Origin of the sequence: Pseudoalteromonas sp. P1-11 (assembly GCF_001399995.1) — a bacterium.
GTDB lineage: Bacteria > Pseudomonadota > Gammaproteobacteria > Enterobacterales > Alteromonadaceae > Pseudoalteromonas > Pseudoalteromonas atlantica.
In genome coordinates, this window is sequence record NZ_LJSP01000003.1 from 249,894 (window position 1) to 270,733 (window position 20,840).

At 41.2% G+C, this 20,840-nt stretch carries 16 protein-coding genes; 14 read left to right on the forward strand and 2 right to left on the reverse strand.

Annotated elements, in window-relative coordinates; translation table 11 throughout:
- Nucleotides 1-76 precede the first annotated feature (76 nt).
- The 10 genes from gyrA (at nucleotide 77) to AN390_RS06880 (ending at nucleotide 10,839) form a co-directional block, all read left to right on the forward strand.
- A complete protein-coding gene (gene gyrA / locus AN390_RS06835; RefSeq protein ID WP_055253468.1) occupies nucleotides 77-2,776 on the forward strand; it encodes a DNA topoisomerase (ATP-hydrolyzing) subunit A in 2,700 nt (899 codons plus the stop codon).
- Between the two features lie 110 nt (nucleotides 2,777-2,886).
- On the forward strand, nucleotides 2,887-3,969 hold the full coding sequence (gene serC, locus AN390_RS06840; RefSeq protein ID WP_055253471.1) for a 3-phosphoserine/phosphohydroxythreonine transaminase: 1,083 nt from the start codon (nucleotides 2,887-2,889) through the stop codon (nucleotides 3,967-3,969).
- Nucleotides 3,969-5,246, forward strand: a complete 1,278-nt coding sequence (gene aroA / locus AN390_RS06845) for a 3-phosphoshikimate 1-carboxyvinyltransferase (protein WP_055253473.1) — start codon at nucleotides 3,969-3,971, stop codon at nucleotides 5,244-5,246. Before serC ends, aroA begins: the two co-directional genes overlap by 1 nt.
- Nucleotides 5,247-5,353: 107 nt before the next feature.
- Complete coding sequence (cmk, locus tag AN390_RS06850) at nucleotides 5,354-6,064, forward strand: (d)CMP kinase (RefSeq protein ID WP_004587870.1); 711 nt, start codon at nucleotides 5,354-5,356, stop codon at nucleotides 6,062-6,064.
- A 95-nt stretch (nucleotides 6,065-6,159) separates the two neighbouring features.
- Nucleotides 6,160-7,827, forward strand: a complete 1,668-nt coding sequence (gene rpsA / locus AN390_RS06855) for a 30S ribosomal protein S1 (protein ID WP_004587871.1) — start codon at nucleotides 6,160-6,162, stop codon at nucleotides 7,825-7,827.
- A 65-nt stretch (nucleotides 7,828-7,892) separates the two neighbouring features.
- A complete protein-coding gene (gene ihfB, locus AN390_RS06860) occupies nucleotides 7,893-8,180 on the forward strand; it encodes an integration host factor subunit beta (RefSeq protein WP_004587872.1) in 288 nt (95 codons plus the stop codon).
- Between the two features lie 21 nt (nucleotides 8,181-8,201).
- Nucleotides 8,202-8,483 (forward strand): lipopolysaccharide assembly protein LapA domain-containing protein, encoded by a 282-nt coding sequence (locus tag AN390_RS06865; protein WP_004587873.1) that lies wholly within the window; start codon nucleotides 8,202-8,204, stop codon nucleotides 8,481-8,483.
- Nucleotides 8,484-8,485: 2 nt separating this feature from the next.
- Complete coding sequence (gene lapB / locus AN390_RS06870; RefSeq protein WP_004587874.1) at nucleotides 8,486-9,622, forward strand: lipopolysaccharide assembly protein LapB; 1,137 nt, start codon at nucleotides 8,486-8,488, stop codon at nucleotides 9,620-9,622.
- Between the two features lie 46 nt (nucleotides 9,623-9,668).
- Nucleotides 9,669-10,373, forward strand: a complete 705-nt coding sequence (gene pyrF / locus AN390_RS06875) for an orotidine-5'-phosphate decarboxylase (RefSeq protein ID WP_055253475.1) — start codon at nucleotides 9,669-9,671, stop codon at nucleotides 10,371-10,373.
- Nucleotides 10,374-10,464: 91 nt separating this feature from the next.
- Nucleotides 10,465-10,839: a hypothetical protein gene (locus AN390_RS06880; RefSeq protein WP_004587876.1), complete on the forward strand. Its 375-nt coding sequence runs from the start codon at nucleotides 10,465-10,467 to the stop codon at nucleotides 10,837-10,839.
- A gap of 250 nt (nucleotides 10,840-11,089) precedes the next feature.
- On the opposite strand, the gene AN390_RS06885 is transcribed toward AN390_RS06880, so the two are convergent.
- A complete protein-coding gene (locus tag AN390_RS06885) occupies nucleotides 11,090-11,920 on the reverse strand; it encodes a S1 RNA-binding domain-containing protein (protein ID WP_054982457.1) in 831 nt (276 codons plus the stop codon).
- 2 nt (nucleotides 11,921-11,922) lie between these two features.
- Nucleotides 11,923-13,248 (reverse strand): DEAD/DEAH box helicase, encoded by a 1,326-nt coding sequence (locus AN390_RS06890; RefSeq protein WP_029774003.1) that lies wholly within the window; start codon nucleotides 13,246-13,248, stop codon nucleotides 11,923-11,925.
- Between the two features lie 198 nt (nucleotides 13,249-13,446).
- Between AN390_RS06890 and AN390_RS06895 the strand changes: the two genes are divergently transcribed.
- The 4 genes from AN390_RS06895 to AN390_RS06910 all read left to right on the forward strand — a co-directional run bounded on the left by AN390_RS06895 (nucleotide 13,447) and on the right by AN390_RS06910 (nucleotide 20,837).
- A complete protein-coding gene (locus tag AN390_RS06895) occupies nucleotides 13,447-14,454 on the forward strand; it encodes a rhodanese-related sulfurtransferase (RefSeq protein WP_029774004.1) in 1,008 nt (335 codons plus the stop codon).
- A 253-nt stretch (nucleotides 14,455-14,707) separates the two neighbouring features.
- A complete protein-coding gene (locus AN390_RS06900; protein ID WP_055253480.1) occupies nucleotides 14,708-15,724 on the forward strand; it encodes an efflux RND transporter periplasmic adaptor subunit in 1,017 nt (338 codons plus the stop codon).
- Nucleotides 15,725-15,726: 2 nt separating this feature from the next.
- Nucleotides 15,727-18,804 (forward strand): efflux RND transporter permease subunit, encoded by a 3,078-nt coding sequence (locus AN390_RS06905; protein WP_055253482.1) that lies wholly within the window; start codon nucleotides 15,727-15,729, stop codon nucleotides 18,802-18,804.
- A gap of 137 nt (nucleotides 18,805-18,941) precedes the next feature.
- Nucleotides 18,942-20,837 carry a DUF294 nucleotidyltransferase-like domain-containing protein gene (locus AN390_RS06910; protein ID WP_055253484.1) on the forward strand — a complete coding sequence of 632 codons (1,896 nt, stop codon included), beginning with the start codon at nucleotides 18,942-18,944 and terminating at the stop codon, nucleotides 20,835-20,837.
- Nucleotides 20,838-20,840 lie beyond the last annotated feature (3 nt).

Below are 20,840 nucleotides of genomic sequence, written 5' to 3' on the forward strand. Positions count from 1 at the left end.
TTAGAAATAATAACAAATACTCTTGGCGCCTAATACCGGGTTGCTAAGAGCTGATACTGAAGGAATGTGATATCAAATGACTGATCTCGCCAATGAAATTCTGCCAGTCAATATTGAAGACGAGTTAAAAAACTCCTACCTTGATTACGCAATGAGCGTAATTGTAGGACGTGCATTACCAGACGTACGTGATGGTTTAAAACCTGTTCACCGCCGCGTTTTGTTTGCAATGAACGAGCTTAGTAATGACTGGAATAAGCCTTACAAAAAATCGGCCCGTGTGGTCGGTGACGTAATCGGTAAATACCACCCACACGGCGACAGTGCAGTTTATGACACCATCGTGCGTATGGCACAGCCATTCTCACTACGTTATATGCTTGTAGATGGCCAAGGTAACTTCGGTTCGGTTGATGGTGATTCAGCAGCGGCAATGCGTTATACAGAAGTACGTATGGCAAAAATGTCGCATGAGTTATTAGCCGATCTTGAAAAAGAAACGGTTGATTTCGTTCCTAACTACGACGGTACCGAACAAATTCCTGACGTTTTACCAACCAAAGTGCCTAACTTACTTGTTAACGGTTCATCGGGTATTGCGGTAGGTATGGCAACAAACATTCCACCACATAACTTAACTGAAGTGGTTAATGGTTGTTTAGCGCTTATTCAAAACCCTGATTTAACGATTCATGAATTAATGGATTACATTCCGGGTCCTGATTTCCCAACGGCTGCCATTATCAATGGTAAAAAAGGCATTGAAGATGCTTATTTAACCGGCCGTGGTAAAGTGTACATGCGTGCACGTGCCGACATCGAAACCGATGAAAAAACAGGCCGCGAAACCATTATCGTGCACGAAATTCCTTATCAGGTTAACAAAGCACGCTTAATTGAAAAAATTGCTGAGCTTGTTAAAGATAAAAAAATTGAAGGCATCAGCGCACTACGTGATGAATCAGATAAAGACGGTATGCGTATCGTTATTGAGATCAAACGTGGTGATGTAGGTGAAGTTATCCTCAACAACTTATATTCACAAACTCAGTTACAAACTGTGTTTGGTATGAATATGGTTGCATTAATTAACAACCAACCTAAGTGTTTCAACTTAAAAGAAATGCTTGAAGAGTTTGTTATTCACCGCCGTGAAGTGGTTACACGCCGTACCGTATTTGATTTACGTAAAGCGCGCGACCGTGCTCATACCCTTGAAGGTTTAGCAATTGCGCTTGCCAACATCGACCCAATTATTGAGCTTATTCGTAAGTCGCCAACCCCAGCTGAGGCTAAAATAGCCTTAACAGCTCGCCCATGGGACTTAGGTAACGTACAAGCTATGCTTGAAAAAGCAGGCGAAGAAAACGTAGCACGCCCAGATTGGCTGGCAAGTGAGCTGGGTATTCGCGATGGTCAGTACTATATTTCTGAGCAGCAAGCACAAGCAATTCTTGATTTACGTTTACACAAACTAACCGGTCTTGAGCATGAAAAAATCTTAGCAGAGTACCAATCGCTGTTAGATTTAATTGCTGAGCTACTACACATTTTAGGTAGCCCTGAGCGTTTAATGGAAGTTATTCGTGATGAGTTAGTTGAAATTAAAGAGCAATATGGTGATGAGCGTCGTACAGAAATTAACGCGGCAGCGCACGATATTAGCCTTGAAGATTTAATTAACGAAGAAGATGTTGTTGTGACCCTATCGCACGAAGGTTACGTTAAGTATCAGGCATTGTCTGATTACGAAGCACAGCGCCGTGGTGGTAAAGGTAAGTCAGCAACGAAGATGAAAGATGAAGATTTCATTGAGCGTCTTTTAGTGGCTAATACCCACGATACCATTTTATGTTTCTCTACTGCGGGTCGTTTGTACTGGCTTAAAGTATACCAGTTACCACTGGCTAGTCGCGCCGCTCGCGGTAAGCCAATTGTTAACTTACTGCCACTTGAAGATGATGAGCGCATTACTGCTATCTTACCTGTACGCGAGTACGAAGAAGATAAATACATTTTCATGGCAACTGCATTTGGTACTGTGAAGAAAACACCACTAACGGCATACAGTCGTCAACGTGCAAGCGGTATTATTGCGGTAAACCTTAACGAAGGCGATAGCCTAATTGGGGTTGATATTACCGACGGTAGCAACGAAATTATGTTGTTTACTGATGCAGGTAAAGTGGTACGCTTTAAAGAAGCGGAAGAGTCTGCTGTTGTTGATGAAAACGGCAACCCGGTACTTGACGAAGAAGGCAACCCTGAAATTCGTTTCAAAGGTGTTCGCCCTATGGGTCGTACTGCTACCGGTGTTCGTGGTATTAAAATGGCCGACGACCAACGCGTAGTGTCGTTAATTGTGCCTAAGTCTGATGGTGCTATTTTAACTGTGACTGAAAATGGTTACGGTAAACGTACTCAACTTGAAGATTACCCATCTAAGAGCCGTGCAACACAAGGTGTTGTATCTATTAAGGTGAGTGAGCGTAATGGCGCAGTAGTTGGCGCTGTACAAGTTGACGACAACGACGAAATAATGATTATTTCAAACCGTGGTACGCTAGTACGTACCCGCGTTAATGAAGTATCGACGGTTGGACGTAACACCCAAGGTGTTATTTTGATCAGAACTATTGACGAAGAGCAAGTAGTTGGTTTACAACGTATCGAAGAGATTGAAGTTACAGACAGTGACTTAGTTGATATTGAAGACGTTGAAACGGTTGATACAGTAAATGAAGAAGCAACGGATGATAATCCACCTTCTGAATAACTGAAATTGAAAAAGCGGCTAAGGCCGCTTTTTTTAATCATGTTGAAAAAAATTAATAATCCTTTTTTGTTTATCAAAAGAGTTTAAATTACTGGAATGAGGCAAAGGTAATGAGTAAATATAATTTTTGTGCGGGGCCAGCTATGCTTCCACAAGCTGTTATGCAAAAAGCACAAAAAGAATTTTTAGACTGGCAAGACTTAGGCGTATCTGTGATGGAAATAAGCCATCGTAGTAAAGATTTTTTAGCGCTTACAGCAAAATGCGAAGCCAGCCTTCGTCGTTTAATGAACATTAGCGATGAATTTGAAGTGTTATTTATGCACGGTGGTGGCCGCGGTCAATTTAGCGCTGTGCCATTAAATTTACATCAAAATGATAAAACGGCGGTTTACTGCGAGAACGGCGTTTGGTCTAAAAGTGCCACTGACGAAGCTAATAAATTTACTCAAACCCACTCAATCAACGTTAGAAATGACGCAAACGGGCTGTTTTCTATAAAAGAAGTGGCGCAGTGGGAGTTACCTGCAGATGCATCTTACATTCACTACTGTCCAAATGAAACGGTAGACGGATTAGAGATTTTTGATGTGCCTAGTCACCCAACAGCGCCTATTATTGCTGATATGTCGTCGACTATTTTGTCGCGCGAAATTGACGTAAATAAATTTGATTTAATTTATGCCGGTGCACAAAAAAATATAGGTCCATCAGGTATAGCTATTGTTATTGTTCGCAAAACATTACTTGAGCGTGACGGTTTAGCTAAACCTGGCATTTTAGATTACGCACTTGAAGCAAAACAAGGCAGCATGTTTAATACACCGCCTACTTTTGCATGGTATTTAGCGGCCGAAGTATTTGAATGGCTAGAGAAAAACGGTGGCGTTAAGGCAATGGAAGCACAAAATATTGCTAAAGCTAAGCTGCTTTATGACTTTATTGATGAATCGCCTTTTTATACTAATAAAGTAGCGACGCATTGTCGTTCGCGTATGAATGTACCGTTTTGGCTAAACGATGAAAGCTTAAACGAAAAGTTTGTAACGCAATCTAAAGAAGCTGGCTTACTTGCCCTAGAAGGACACAGAATTGTAGGCGGTATGCGCGCAAGTATTTATAACGCAATGCCACTTGCAGGTGTGCAAGCCTTGGTTGACTTTATGGCGGCATTTGCACAGGAGCACAGCTAATGGAACAACTTCGTTTAGAGCCTATTTCTCGTGTAAATGGCAGTGTTACCTTACCTGGGTCTAAAAGCCTATCAAACCGTATTTTATTATTAGCAGCGCTGGCTCAAGGGACTACCGTTGTTGAAAACCTGCTAGATAGCGATGATATTCGCCATATGTTGGGTGCATTAAAACTACTAGGTGTTAACGTAACGCTTAATGATGATCGCACTGTGGCAACCGTAGAAGGGGTTGGCGGTGTATTTAAAACCCCAAGTGAACCTTTATTTTTAGGCAATGCAGGTACTGCTTATCGTCCTTTAACCGCGGTACTCGCAGCTGTAGCTGGGGAGTATGAGCTTATAGGTGAGCCGCGCATGGAAGAGCGCCCAATAGGGCACTTAGTAGATGCACTTCAAGCACTTGGCGGCGATATTACCTACACAAAACATAAAGACTACCCACCACTAAAAATAATTGGTGGGCAAATTAAAGGCGGTACTGTTGAAATTGATGGCAGTATTTCTAGCCAATTTTTAACAGCATTGCTAATGGCTGCCCCTTTATTTAGTGGTGATACGCAAATTACCATTAAGGGTACTTTGGTATCTAAGCCTTACATTGATATAACGTTAGATGTAATGGCGCGTTTTGGGGTGACTGTTGAGCACAGCGACTATACAACATTTAAAGTTAAAGGCGGCCAACAATACCAATCACTAGAGCGTATTATGGTGGAGGGTGATGCATCATCAGCGTCTTACTTTGTTGCGGCAGCGGCCATTGCCGGTGGCGAAATTGAAATTAAAGGCGTGGGCGCTAAATCAGTTCAAGGTGATATTGGTTTTGCTAAAGTGATGGAACAAGTTGGCGCTGAAATAAAATGGTATGACGAGCGTTTAGTTGTTCGCAAAGGTGAATTAAAAGGTGTAGATATTGACGCTAACGCTATCCCTGATGCGGCAATGACACTTGCTACGGTTGCTTTATTTGCTAAAGGGCCCACGGCTATTCGCAATATTTATAACTGGCGTGTAAAAGAAACCGACCGTTTATATGCAATGGCAACTGAACTTCGTAAAGTGGGTGCCGGGGTTGTAGAGGGTGAAGATTTTATCGAAATTACACCACCGAGTGCATTCAATGATGTGGCTATAGATACGTATGACGATCACCGTATAGCGATGTGTTTTGCAATGGTTGCCGTAGGCGGAAAGCCTATTACAATCAACGATCCTAAGTGTACATATAAAACTTTTCCAACCTTTTTCAAGGTTTTAGCATCAGTGAGTGAGTAGGTTTTTTATAAATAATTATAAAAAGTTACACACTAAAGCGGATCTATTTGCAGAAGTGGCGTATAATATCGCGGTTTTATTTAGGTGTGCATTGCAGGAGGTTTTAAATGCAGGCGTTATTAATGCCCGTAATCACCGTTGATGGCCCAAGTGGTTCAGGTAAAGGAACTGTTTGTCGCTTGTTAGCCGACAAATTGGGGTGGGATGTATTGGATAGCGGCGCAATTTACCGTGTATTATCCCTTGCCGCACTTCATCACCAAATAGCATTAGACAACGAAGAAGCGCTTGTCCCGCTTGCTGCAAACTTAGATGTGCAGTTTTTGGTTGATAGCCAAACTAATGCTGGAAAAGTTATTTTAGAAGGCGAAGATGTAACCTCGACAATTCGTAATGAAGAGGTTGGGGCAGCTGCTTCAAAAGTGGCTGCATTACCGCGTGTACGTGAAGCGTTACTTCGACGCCAGCGTGCGTTTAAAACCGAACGGGGCTTAATTGCTGATGGCCGAGATATGGGCACCGTGGTTTTTCAAGACGCACCATTAAAAATATATTTAACCGCTAGTGCACAAGAACGCGCGCGCAGACGTTATGTTGAGTTGAATGAGCGCGGCCTTGATGTTACACTAAGTGGTCTATTACAGGACATTCAAGCTCGTGATGAGCGCGATATGAATCGCACCGTTGCGCCGCTTGTTCCTGCTGATGATGCAATTGAAATAGACACAAGCGAGCTTAACGCTCAGCAAGTGTTTGATAAAGTTATAACTTTAGTAGATATTGCTATCTCACAAGGCAAGCTTCCTAAACGAAGCTAAACACATTTTATGCACCAGCAGGACGCCAGTGCTATTTTAACAACCCCATGCAGCATGGTTGCTTATTGGTATTAATATATGAGACGTATATTCGTATGTCAGAAAATTTTGCGCAGTTATTTGAAGAAAGCTTAAAGGGTTTTGAAGCAGAGCAAGGCTCTATTGTTAAAGGTACAGTAATCTCAATCGAGAATAACATTGTACTTGTAGATGCTGGTCTTAAATCAGAAAGTGCTATCCCTGCAGAGCAGTTCAAAAATGCTGCTGGTGAACTAGAAGTTGCTGTAGGCGACGAAGTAGATGTTGCACTAGATGCAATCGAAGACGGTTTCGGTGAAACTATCCTTTCTCGTGAGAAAGCGAAGCGTCACGAAGCGTGGATCCGTCTTGAGAAAGCATGTGAAGAGCAAGAGACTGTTACTGGTGTTATCAACGGTAAAGTTAAAGGCGGTTTCACAGTTGAAGTTGATTCAATCCGTGCTTTCCTACCTGGTTCACTTGTTGATGTTCGTCCAGTACGTGACACAACTCACCTTGAAGGCAAAGAGCTTGAATTTAAAGTAATCAAGCTTGACCAAAAACGTAACAACGTTGTTGTTTCACGTCGTGCAGTTATCGAATCTGAAAACTCACAAGAACGTGAAGAGCTTCTTGCTAACCTTGTTGAAGGCCAAGAAGTTAAAGGTATCGTTAAGAACCTTACTGACTACGGTGCATTCGTTGACCTTGGTGGTGTTGATGGTCTACTACACATCACTGATATGGCGTGGAAGCGTGTTAAGCACCCTTCAGAAATCGTTAATGTTGGCGACGAAATCGCAGTTAAAGTTCTTAAATTCGACAAAGATAAAACTCGTGTATCTCTAGGCCTTAAACAGCTTGGCGAAGATCCATGGGCTGCTATCGCTGGTCGTTACCCAGAAGGTTCTAAGCTTTCTGGTCGTGTAACTAACCTTACTGATTACGGTTGCTTCGTAGAAATCGAAGAAGGCGTTGAAGGTCTAGTTCACGTTTCTGAAATGGATTGGACTAACAAGAACATCCACCCTTCAAAAGTTGTTTCACTAGGTGACACTGTTGAAGTTATGGTTCTTGAAATCGACGAAGAACGTCGTCGTATTTCTCTTGGTCTTAAGCAATGTATTGCTAATCCTTGGCAGGAATTTGCTCGTCTACAAAACAAAGGCGACCAAGTTACTGGTAAGATCAAATCAATCACTGACTTCGGTATCTTTATCGGTCTTGACGGTGGTATTGATGGTCTTGTACACCTTTCAGACATTTCTTGGAACACGCCTGGCGAAGAAGCTGTACGTGAATTCAAGAAAGGCGACGAAATCACTGCTATCGTATTGCAAGTTGACCCAGAGCGTGAACGTATCTCTCTAGGTGTTAAGCAAATCGAAGCTGACCCGTTCAATAACTACCTTGATGCAAACAAAAAAGGTGCTATTGTTAAAGGTAAAGTGACTGAAGTTGATGCGAAAGGCGCAACTGTAGAGCTTATCGAAGGCGTTGAAGGTTACATCCGTGTAGCTGATATCGCTCAAGAGCGCGTTGAAGATGCAACGACTGTTGCTTCTGTAGGCGACGAAATCGAAGCTAAATACGTTGGCGTTGATCGTAAGAACCGCACTTTAAGCTTATCTGTTAAAGCTCTTTTCGAAGCAGAAGAGAAAGAAGTACTAGAGAAGCTTAAGAAAGAAGAGCCAGTGTTTGAAAACGCAATGGCAGCTGCTTTCGCAAATGCACAAAAAGACTAATTTCTAATTAGTTTTTAATTGGAAGGGCAGTTTTGCCCTTCCACTATTCTCTTTAAGGAAACGCTATGACTAAGTCAGAACTGATAGAAACACTTGCCGAACAGCACGCACACGTTCCAGTGAAAGATGTTGAAAATGCAGTAAAAGAAATTCTTGAACAAATGGCCGGCTCATTATCTACTTCCGATCGTATTGAGATCAGAGGTTTTGGTAGTTTCTCTTTGCATTACCGCGCTCCTCGCACAGGTCGTAATCCTAAGACTGGCGATACAGTAGAGCTTGATGGTAAGCATGTACCTCATTTTAAACCAGGCAAAGAATTACGCGACCGCGTAAACGAGAGTATTGCCTAGTTAACCAGTTGGAGTAGTTACTTGTTTAAGGTATTAAAAATTATTCTGGTTGTACTATGCCTATTTTGCGCATTTTTATTGGGTTCTCAAAATCCACAATTAGTACAAATCAATTATATTATTGCCAGTAATACCTTGCCACTCGCTGTAATAATAAGTATCTGCTTTATACTGGGTGTGATAATAGGGTGTTTTATTAGCTTTAAATTGTTTTCTAAATTAAAGTGGCAAAATTACCGCTTAAAAAAACAATTAGCGCCAGAAAAAAATAATAGTAAGCTTATTGCTAATAAAGACACCTAATCATGATTGAGCTTTTGTTTTTACTACTGCCTGTTGCTGCCGGTTATGGCTGGATTATGGGCAAAAATAGTGCAAAAAACCAAGCTCATCAACTCAATCGCCAAATCACTTCAGAATACAGTAAAGGCTTAAAGTTTTTACTAGACAGAGAAGAAGATCAGGGCTTAGAGCATCTAATAAACCTATTAGAAGTGGCTGCTGACTCTGTTGACCATTATTCAACCCTTGCTACCATGTTTCGCCGAAGAGGCGAGCTTGACCGCGCAATAAAAATTCATGAACTCCTTTTAAAACACCCAAGCTTAAATGAACAACAAGCTGCCGCTAGCCGTTTAGAATTAGCTGAAGATTATATTATGGCCGGCTTATTAGACGGTGCAGAAGAGCATTTAGTGTGGCTTGTTAAAGCTGGGCATGAACAAGCACTTGACCCAATTATTACTTTATACTCGCAAACCCGAGAGTGGGAAAAGGGCATTAATATGTTCGAAGCCCATAGTGAGTTATTCGTTAAAGAGCAGCATTTTAAAGCAATTGCTAATTTTTACAGCGAAGCTGCCTTAAGCGAAAATAAACCGCAATTAATGAACAAAGCCATTAGCTTAAATTACAAAGCGGTTCGCCCTTTATACGAATTAGGGTTATCGGCTTACACAAGTGAAGACTACGTAAAAGCAATTTACTATTGGCGTGAACTCGTTTGCCAATTTACGTTATTTGCACCTTTGTTTATTGACCAGCTTGCACATAGTTATAAGCAGTTAAATTTAACACATCAGTTTCATGATTTATTATGTGACTTGCTCGATAAAGGTGGGGTGCTAATAAAAATAAAACATTGCCAAGCACTGTTAGAGCAGGGAAATACTAAACAGGCATTTGAGTTTTTAACCGACAGCTTAAAGCGTCAGCCTACAATTCGAGGTTTTAGCTTTTTACTACAGCTAATGGGTGATAAAAATCCAAATACCAAAGAAGTACTTGATGAAATTGATAAGCTAGTTACGTCGTATATAGCTACAAAACCAGACTTTCAATGCCAACATTGTGGTTTTACAAGCCACACTATTTATTGGAACTGCCCATCTTGTAAACATTGGGAAACCATTGTGCCAAGTAGAGGCCTAGACGGATTTTAATAACCCCCAACTATTTATAACTTTACTGCCATTCATTAGGATAGTTATGTCTTTAGAAGATACAAAAAAAGTTCTTATTGCCCTAGATTACGATTCACAAGACGCGGCTCTTAATTTTGTAAAAAAACTCTCACCAGATACGTGTCGTTTAAAAGTAGGTAAAGAAATGTTTACTTATTTTGGCCCTGCATTCGTTAAACAGTTAATCGATTTAGGCTTTGACGTATTTTTAGATTTAAAATTTCACGATATCCCTAATACAGTGGCAAAAGCGGTCACCGCAGCGGCTAATATGGGCGTTTGGATGGTAAACGTTCATGCATCAGGTGGTTTTGAAATGATGAATAAGGCAAAGCAGGCACTTGAAAAGTTTGGTGATAAAGCACCTTTATTAATAGCAGTGACAGTGCTAACCAGCATGGACGAAGCTGAACTAAAGCGTTTGGGTGTTGAAAAATCAGCGCAAGAACAAGTTATTCATTTAGCTAAATTAACAAAAGAAGCAGGGCTTGATGGCGTAGTATGTTCTGCCCAAGAAGCGAAAGCGCTAAAAGCACAATTAGGTAGCGAGTTTAAGCTAGTTACTCCAGGCATTCGCCCTGCTGGTAGTGATGTGGGTGACCAAAAACGCATTATGACACCTAAGCAAGCTATTGAAGCGGGTAGCGATTACTTAGTGATTGGTAGACCGATCACAAAATCGTCAGATCCGGTACAAACTTTAACTGATGTTAATAAATCACTAGTTTAAGTTAACAAAAAGCAATTATTTAGTGCTAAACCCCTTTTATGAATACATTTTTATGCTACATTAGTACTAAGAATGCAGTAAGGGGTTTATTTTGAAGTTAATTTTTGGATCTATTTTAATTGTTGTTGCAGGTTTTTCAGTAAATAAATATGTTTTTTCTAGTAAAGCTTATGATGGAGTAGCGACGATTACTGACTTAGTCGCAAATTACCCTGTCGATTTATTTGAATTTAAGCAAACCATGCATGGCTACGCACACCACTTATGCTATAAAAATGAAGAGCGCTTAACGCGCCAAAACGTAACTACGTCAGATTGCATTTCAAATCACGACGACAAACAAAGTGAATGTGAAAATAAAGTATTTAGGTTGGCGCCACTAAGCTTAGAAACCAAAGCTGAGATACTTGATTATTCAAAGCAATATACAGAATGTACGTTGCCGTATAAGCGTATTATGGGCTAATGCCTATTAGTAATTCCCTAATTATTTTTCAGGGGTAAACCTCGTGTTAGCTTTGTTTAAAAAATTTTATTTACGCGAAGGTGAGGGCAGAGAATAGGGCAATATAAGTGCCGTTAGTGATAATAGCTAAATAACGTTTTTTATTCATCAAAACGTTATATGCCCTTTGAATAATCATTTAATTAAACTATTTAGAAAAAATTTAACTATAAGCGCCAACATAATGTTAGCGCTTATAAAAAGTGTACAACTATTTTAAGCGGATAGATTTGGCTTCTATGTCTATCAAGCCTTGCTTAAATAAACCACCAATGGCTTTTTTGTAGTTAGCTTTACTGGTTGAAAATACTTTTTTGATAAGCTCAGGATCAGATTTATCACCAATGGCTAGTATGCCGCCTTCGTTTTTAAGCTTTTCCATTATTTTATCGCCAAGTTCACTTACTTTACCCATGCCTGGCTTTTCAAGTATAACGTCGATTTTTCCGTCTTCTCGTACTTTTTGAACAAACCCTTTAAGCTTTTGCCCTACAAATAAGTTTTTAAATACCATGTTGTAAAACACAACCCCAAAGTGAGACTCTTCAATAAGCACTTTGTAGCCAATATCTGTTTTACCAGCAACAATTAAATCAACTTCTTGAAGATGTGTGTACTCAGGTTCATCTTTTGATAAAAAGCGATTAAAGTTGCTTGATGCACAAATACGTTGGCTCGCATTATCTAAATATAAGCGAACTAAATAAGAATGACCTTCTTGCATACGTGGTTTTTGCTCGTTAAATGGAGCTAAAACATCTTTCTCTAGTCCCCAATCTAAAAAAGCGCCAATGCTATTTATTTCTTTAACACGAAGCAGTGCGTATTCACCAACTTGGGCATGGGGTTTTTTTACTGTTGCTGTAGGTAAATTGGCGTTATCTAAAAAGATAAAAACGCTTATGCTATCGCCAGCTTCAAGTTCATCTTTAATTTCGTGTTTTGGTAAAAACACTTCCCCTAAATCATGGCCATCAAGGTAAGCACCTTCATTGCTCACTTCTTTTACAAATAAGGTTTGTGTTGTTCCTAGGTAACTCATAATTATTCCTGCTCAGGCTTTTTTTTACGGCGCATTGGTGAATTGCCATCAATGTTCATCGGGGCTTTTATAGGTGCAGCTGGTTTTTTAGGTTTTGCCTTGCGTTTAACTTGCGGCTTTTTCACCTGTGCAACTTTTTTAGTTTTTACAGCGGCTGTTGCAGGCTTTTTCTCTTTTATACCTTTAAATTTAGCTTTAAGGCCATCAACGCTTGCAAAAACCAGCTCGTCGTTCAAAAACGACTTAATTGCTAAGTAGCTTGCCCAGTCTTTAGGGCCTACTAGCGATAATGCATTACCTTTAAATCCGGCGCGGCCTGTACGACCTATACGGTGTACATACTCTTCAGCGTGTTTTGGTAAATCAAAATTGATTACGTGCGTTACACTTAATAAGTCCAATCCTCGCGAAGCGACATCAGTGGTGATCAAAATTTTAAAGTTTTCGCGGCTAAACGAGTCCATGATCTCTAGGCGTTTGCTCTGTGTCAAATCGCCAGCTAAAGCCACCGATTTAAAACCTTTTGCATTTAATGCTTCACTTAAACGGCTGGTATCGGCACGGGTTGCTGTAAATATAATACATTGGCCAACATCATCTTGTTTTAAAAAATGCTCAAGTAACGCTTCTTTATGATCAAGGTGATCGGCTAAATAGAGTGTTTGTTTAATATCACTGTGTTGCTCGTTAGCGGCGCTCAGTGTAATTTGTTTTGGCTTTTTTAATAAATTACGCGATAGGGCATCTACTTGAGCGTGATCTAGTGTCGCTGAAAACAACAATGTTTGGCGCAAGCGGTGATTAGCTTGCTCGTTAATCATTTTCAGCTGTTCAGTAAAACCTAAGTCTAAAATACGGTCGGCTTCATCAAAAATTAATAGCTCTAACCCACTTAATTGTAATGAGCGTTTTGTGATGTGATCGGCCAAACGCCCTGGGGTTGCCACAACAAAGTGCGGGTCGTTACGAAGGGCTTTAATTTGATCGTTAAAGTTCTCGCCACCTAGTATTTTTACAGCTTTAATGTTTGTGCCCGCAATTAATAAACGCAATTGCGTAAATACTTGCGTTGCAAGCTCACGGGTTGGTGCAACAATGAGGACACGTGGATCGCGTTTACTGAGCGCTTTTTGTTTCATAACTCGCTGAACAGCAGGTAATAAAAACGCTAATGTTTTGCCCGACCCAGTTTTAGACTGAGCAAAAATGTCATGCCCTGCAAGTGCGGTAGGCACTGCATGTGCTTGAATATCTGTGGGCTGGGTGATCCCTTGATGTGCTAATTGTGTTTCAAGGCGAGTATCAATCCCAAGATCAGTAAAGTGCAAAGTCGTGTTCTCCAATGTGCAACTTAAATTAATGGCCGCATTATAGCTTACACAAGGGTTATGCCGACAGTAAAAACCATTCTAACGCGCTATTTTTTGCAATTAATCATAAAAAGCGTAAAATACGCGCCCCATATGCGCCGGATTTACGATTCGGTAAACGCCACTTAAGGCTATCAAGGCAAAATAGGAAGTAAAATGACTGCTGTTCATAAAGATGATGTAACAAACGAGCACTTTGTAGTGTGTGCAATGTACAAATTTGTAGGTTTGCCAAATTTTGAAGCGTTACGTAAACCCCTTTTAGAAGTGATGGAAGCAAACGAAGTACGCGGTACTTTATTGCTTGCTGCTGAAGGTATTAACGGTACTGTATCGGCTAAGCGCGAAGGAATAGATAACTTACTTGCGTGGTTAGACACACAAGAAAACCTAAAAGACATAGTGACTAAAGAATCATTCGATGATGAATGCCCGTTTTACCGCACTAAAGTAAAGCTAAAAAACGAAATTGTTACTATGGGCGTTGAAGGGGTTGACCCACTAAAAGTAGTGGGAAGCTATGTTAAGCCTAAAGAGTGGAATGCATTAATATCAGACCCTGAAGTGATTTTGATTGATACACGTAACGATTACGAAATTGAAATTGGCACTTTTCAAAATGCAGTCGATCCTAATACCAAAACTTTCCGAGAGTTCCCACAGTGGGCTAAAGAAAATTTAGACCCAGAAAAACACAAAAAAGTAGCCATGTTTTGTACCGGTGGTATTCGCTGCGAAAAATCAACGGCTTACATGAAAGAGCAAGGGTTTGATGAAGTTTACCACCTTGAAGGCGGTATTTTAAAATACCTAGAAGAAGTGCCAAAAGAAGAAACAATGTGGGAAGGCGAGTGTTTTGTTTTTGATAATCGTGTAGCAGTAAATCATGATTTACAAAAAGGCTCTTACGATCAATGTCATGCGTGTCGTATGCCGATTACAGAAGAAGAAAAGCAAAAGCCAGAATACATGGAAGGTGTTTCGTGTCATCACTGTATCGACAATGTAACCGATGAGCAACGTGCTCGTTTTGCTGAGCGTCAAAAGCAAATAGAATTAGCACAAGCACGTGGTGAAGGGCACATTGGTAATGAAGCGCAAGCGGTTTTACAACAACGTAAAGAAGCTAAAAAAGCACAAAAAGAAGCCCAGCGCGGTAAATAATCTTTAACTACCTATTATCTACATAGCCCAGTTTATACTGGGCTTTTTTATTTATATAGCCACTTTTTAGTTTAATCCTGCCTGTATTTGTATAAATGCTTAGTCTTTAAGCGCCTTTTTCAAAAATTAATTGGTATTACCAATTTAATTTCATCTTATAGTTTTGCTAATTTATCGTTCTATCCTACCTATTGATCAATCAGCTGTTAGACTTCGTAAGGTAATGGAAATAATAATTAATTAAGGTGTTACTTTGAAATCGCAAAACTTTTTAATCGGTGTGCTTAGTTCGCTGCTGTTTTTCAGCCTTCCTGCAATGAGCGCGAACGTTGTTGTACAAAAAATTGCCCTCGAAAGTGCTAAACAACAAGTGCAAGCGGTAGGAAATACAGAGGCAATACATTCGGTTGTAATGTACCCTGCAGTAGGCGATAGAGTAACAGGCGTTTTTTTTAAGCCAGGTGATAAAGTAAAAAAAGGCGATACTTTACTCGAACTTGATTCTCGTAGGCAAAAAGCAGCGCTTGATGAGGCTAAAATTAAACTTGCCGACACCCAGCGAATACTAAAACGATTAGAACAAAGTCAGGCCAAAGGCGCAGTGCCTAAAAGCGATGTTGATGATGCTAAAACCGTTGTAGAGCTTGCCAAAGTCACTCTCATACAGGCCCAAACTGAGCTTGAAGACAGAAAAGTAATTGCGCCAATAAATGGCATTATGGGTTTAACAGATGTTGAGGTAGGCGATAGAATAACCGAGCAAACACCCATTGCCACAATAGATGACACAACAAGCCTGTACATAAATTTTAACGCACCGGAGTCGGCTATCAGTATGCTGCGTAATAAAAGCAGCTTAACGGTGTTTCCTTGGCAATCAGACACTGCCATTAACGCTGATATTGCCTATTTAGACTCACGCGTAGACCCACAAACTCGTACTTTACGTGTTAAAGCCAAGCTAAATAATGAAAAACAACAATTTTTACCTGGTATGAGCTTTAGAGTACATATTGAAGTGTTAGGCGAGCATTTTGCTGCAGTTCCTGAGGCTGCATTACTGTGGGGTGCAACAGGCCCGTATGTATGGACCAGCGTTGATAAAAAAGCCACACGTGTTGATGTAAAAATAGAGCAGCGCTTGGCGGGGCGATTATTGGTTTCTGGGCCGTTAAATAAAGGCGATATTTTAGTAATTGAAGGGGTACAACGCTTACGTGCAGGCCAAGAGCTAAGCTTTAATTTACCCTTACAAGATTCGCAGGAGTAGGTATGAAACAGCAACCTATGATGCAAGATTTACCTTCAATGGCGATTCGCCGCCCAGTACTTATTGTGGTGCTTAACTTGTTAATTATTATTGCAGGTATTGCCGCTATTGCGGGTGTTGAAGTAAGAGAGCTTCCTGATGTAGATAGACCACGTATTACGGTTTCGGCGCCATTTCCTGGCGGCTCGCCTGAGACCGTTGATACCGAAGTAACCAGCAAATTAGAAGGCGCAGTAGCGCGTGTAAGTGGCGTTAAATCGATACGCGCACAAAGTGAAGAGGGAAATGCACGTATTGTGGTCGAATTTAGACCAGGCATAAATTTAGATGACGCCGCGAATGAAACGCGTGAGTCTGTTGCACGTGTAGAGCGAGACCTTCCAGAGGAAGTCGAGCGTGTTTCTATTATTAAAGCCGACAACGACGCCGAAGCAGTTGTGTCTCTCACTGTTTCAAGTGAAAGTTTATCGCTTGAAGCACTTACCGAGCGCGTAAATGTTGACTTAGCACCGCAATTTTTAACTATTCCGGGTGTCGCAGATGTACGCTTAAACGGAGATAGAGAACGCGTATTAAGAGTACGAATTGACCCGCTAAAACTAAGTAGCTTTAATTTAACAGTGCCCGATGTAGCACAAGTGCTTAGCCAAGCGCCGTTTGATGTGCCAGCAGGGAGTTTAAAGTCAAACGATCAGCAAATTATTGTACGTGCTGATGCAACCTCCATTACCCCAGAGCAAGTTGGCGATATTATAATACAAGGCGATACCCGAATTAGTGATATTGCGGCTGTGTATTTTGGCCCTGCCGATCCGCGCTCTATGGTAAGGCTAAACGGTAAGCCCGTTATTGGTATGGAAATTATTCGACAAGCACAATCAAATACAATTGAAATATCAGATGAAGTGCTCAAGCTCATTACAAGCATGCAAACGCGCTTTCCAGAAATGGAATTTACACTTACCTCCGATGACGCACAATTTATAAGAAGCTCAGTAGATGAAGTAATTTACTCTTTATTACTTACAGTATTGTTAGTGGTTGTCACTTTGTGGGTATTTATTGGCTCTTGGCGCGCCACTTTAGTGCCTGCTTTTGCTATTCCTGTTGCCTTAATAGGGTCTTTAGCACTTATATGGGCACTGGGTTTTTCAATAAATATTTTAACCTTGTTGGCGCTTGTATTAGCCACAGGCTTAATTGTTGATGATGCCATAGTAGTAAGTGAAAATATTCAGCGCCAGCGGGGGCTAGGTTTAGGGCGTCGGGCAGCTGCTGTAATAGGCACGCGCGAGGTATTTTTTGCTGTTGTAGCAACCACGGCTGTACTTGCTGCTGTATTTATACCTATTGCGTTTTTACCCTCTACTGCGGGTCGATTATTTAGAGAGTTTGGTGGTGTACTTGCCGGTGCGGTAATTATATCAAGCTTTGTGGCACTTTCATTAGTGCCTGCTCTTACCTCCAAATTAAAGTTAAAGCAGGGCGGTTTTCACCCATTTGCTAAACTAGGCCTTTGGTTGGGTGGTATTTATACAAAAACAATTCATAAAGTGCTTAACCATGCATGGCTTACGTTTGCGCTTTGTTTATTGGTTGCAGCAGGCTCAGGAGCGTTATACGCCAGTTTAGACAGCGAGCTTTTACCCACAGAAGACCGAGGTAAAATTCGTATATTTGCACGTGGCCCAGATGGTGTAGGACTAAACTTTATGGATAGGCAAGCGATAAAAATGGAAGATATTCTACTTCCGTTTGTCGATAGCGGAGAAATTGAGTCTATTTATACTGTGGTAGGTCAATGGGACCCTAATATTGTGTTTATTACTGTGCCATTAAAGCATTGGGATGAGCGCCATTTTAGCCAACAAGAAATTATTAATAAGATACGCCAGCCACTTGGCGATATTCCAGGAGCACCGGCCTATCCTGGTGGGGCTAATAGTTTAAATTTACGTGGCCAAGGGGGAGGCGTTGAAATAGCGTTGCTTGGGCAAGATTATTTGCAAATATTTAAAGCGGCTCAGCAGTTTTCTGCGGCATTAGAAAAAGCCATTCCTGAGGTGGCACCTGTGCGTATTTCGTATCAGCCATCGCAACCACAACTTAGAGTAAATATAGACAGACGCCGTGCACAAGAGCTCGGTGTATCGCTAGACGACATTGCCATTACCTTGCGCGCAGCAATAAATGGCGACGATGTAGAAGATTTAAACATTGGCGATCAGTCTGTGCCAATTATGCTACAAGCGCAAAACCAAACCATAAACAGTCCAAGTGATTTGGCTAATTTATACATCAGAGCGGGTAATGGCAGTTTAGTACCATTAAGTAGTGTTGCGTATATTTCTGAAGAAGGGGTGGCTGCAGAGCTTGAGCGTCATGCCCAGCGCCGCTCAATAGAGCTCAGTATGGAGTTGCCAGAATCGTTAACCATTGCTGCTTTAGTAGAGCAAATAAAAACGGTGTCTGAGCAATCGTTAGAGCCAGGTATTGCACTTGCGTTTAAAGGCGAAGCGCTAACGTATGAAGAAACATCCAGCGAAGTACTTGTAACTTATGTACTTGCTTTTTTAATTGTATTTTTAGTATTGGCTGCTCAATTTGAAAATGTAAATAGTGCCATTGTGGTTATGATAACCGTTCCCTTTGGTATTACCTCGGCCATATTAGCGCTTTATTTAACCGGCACATCGTTAAATATTTACTCTCAAATTGGTTTAGTGATGCTGATAGGCTTAATCGCTAAAAACGCAATTTTGCTTGTTGAATTTGCAGACCAATTACGCGATCAAGGTTTAACGGTCAGAAAAGCCGTCGAGCAAGCTGCGTTGGTACGTTTACGCCCAATTACGATGACCCTTATATCTACTCTACTTGGAGCATTGCCGTTAATTCTCTCTACAGGCGCAGGGGCTGAAGCCCGAAATGCAATTGGCTGGGTGGTGTTTGGCGGCTTAGCACTTGCGGTGTTGTTTACGCTTTATCTTACTCCGGTAATTTACTTGGGCTTAGCACGCTTTACCACGCCAAGGGGGGATGAATCTAAGCAGCTCGCACAAGAGCTTGAAAAAATCTAACCTTAAAGCCATGCCCAGCAACGTTTTTAAATTAAAAGTGTACTGGGCATGGTTATGGCTTGATTGGCACTACTTGTTTGTTAAGATAGCCACTTAAGCATATACATGCATTTTTGTGTGGCCACAAGGAATCCCCAATGCAAGCCGAACAAGTTGAAATTGCGCAGTTTTTAGCGCAGCACCCGCCATTTGATGACTTACCGACAAACGCTTTAAACGAGCTTGCGCAACAAGTTGAGGTAGCTTACTACCGCTCGCAAACTGATATTTTAACGTTAGGCCAAGACATCGCTGATTTATTTATAATTCGCAGTGGCTCTGTAGAAATTTATCGTCGTAATAACGAGCTTTATAACCGCTTAGATGTGGGCGGTATTTTTGGCCAAATGGGCTTGTTGATGAATCGTAAAGTGCGCTTTCCTGCAAAGGCACTCGAAGACACCCTAGTGTATTGTATTAACTTTACGCTGTTTAACCGTTTTTGTGACGAGTTTGACAGCTTTGCTGATTATTTTGAAGCCGATGGCAATGTACGCCTTCGCCAAGCGTTAGTTGAGCAAGCCGACAGCAACGATTTAACAACCGCCAAAGTTAAGTCGCTCATTCACCGCGATGTGGTAACGCTAAGTACGCAAACCACCATACAAGATGTTGCTAAAGTAATGACAGAAGAAGCGGTTTCTTCTGTGTTAGTTACAGATTTAGACAAACCAATAAGCGATGACCCAGAAGAAGACGATGGGCAAATTGTAGGCATTATTACCGACCGCGATATACGCACAAAAGTGGTAGCCGAAGGCCTAGGGCTTGATGTTACCGCAGATAAAATTATGTCGACTAATCTTGTACTGCTTGATTCAAATGCTTATGTATTTGAAGCCGTCCTTGCTATGCTGCGCGACAACTTGCACCACTTACCTGTTGTACAAAAGCGCCGACCTATTGGGGTTATTTCACTATCCGATATTTTAAGGTACGAGTCGCAAAGTAGTTTACTCTTGGTACGCGGTATTTTAGCGCAGCAAACCATTGAAGATTTAGCACATTACGCGCGCCAGCTGCCCAATGTATTTGTACGTATGGTAAACGAAGATGCTAATTCACATATGATTGGTACTGCAATGGCGGTAATAGGGCGTACTTTTAAACAGCGCTTATTAGTACTGGCTGAAGAAAAATATGGCCCGCCGCCAGTACCTTACTGTTTTATAGCGTTAGGCTCTATGGCGCGAGATGAACAACTTATTGTAACAGATCAAGATAACGCGCTTATTTTGGATGACAATTACGATGATGAAAAACACAAAGAGTACTTTCAAAATATTTCTGATTTTGTGTGTGATGGCTTAGCGCAATGTGGTTATACCTATTGTAGCGGCGAGATAATGGCCTCGTTCAAAAAATGGCGTAAAACACGCTCGCAATGGTTTGATCAATTCTCACAGTGGATAGCCTTACCTAAACCACAAGCCCTACTTAACAGCTCAATATTCTTTGATTTAGATGGGGTGTGGGGTAAAACAAAATGGGCCGATGAGCTTAAAATTTTTATTGCTAAACAAAGTAAACAAAACCGTGTGTTTTTAGCAAATATGGCTGCCAATGCCCGAAACCGCACACCGCCACTTGGTTTTTTTAAAGGCTTTGTGCTTGAGCATAACGGCCAGCATAAGCGCTCAATGAACTTAAAACGCAGAGGCACCGCGCCGCTTTCTGATGTGATAAGAGTGCATGCACTGGCGATAGGCTCTCGTAAGCAAAATTCGTTTGAACGCCTTGAAGATATTATTGAATCGCGCCTGTTACCTGAGGGTAAAGCACAGGATTTACGTGACGCGTTAGAATACATTGCCATGATGCGAATTCGCCATCAAGCATGGCAAATAGAGCAAGAAGAAGAGCCCGATAACGACATCGACCCGCATTTACTTTCGCCGTTTGAGCAACGCAATTTAAAAGAGGCGTTTGCCATACTCGAAAAAGCACAAAGCTACTTAAAGTTTAGTTACTCAGCCAATGCAGGTGTTAAGTAACGA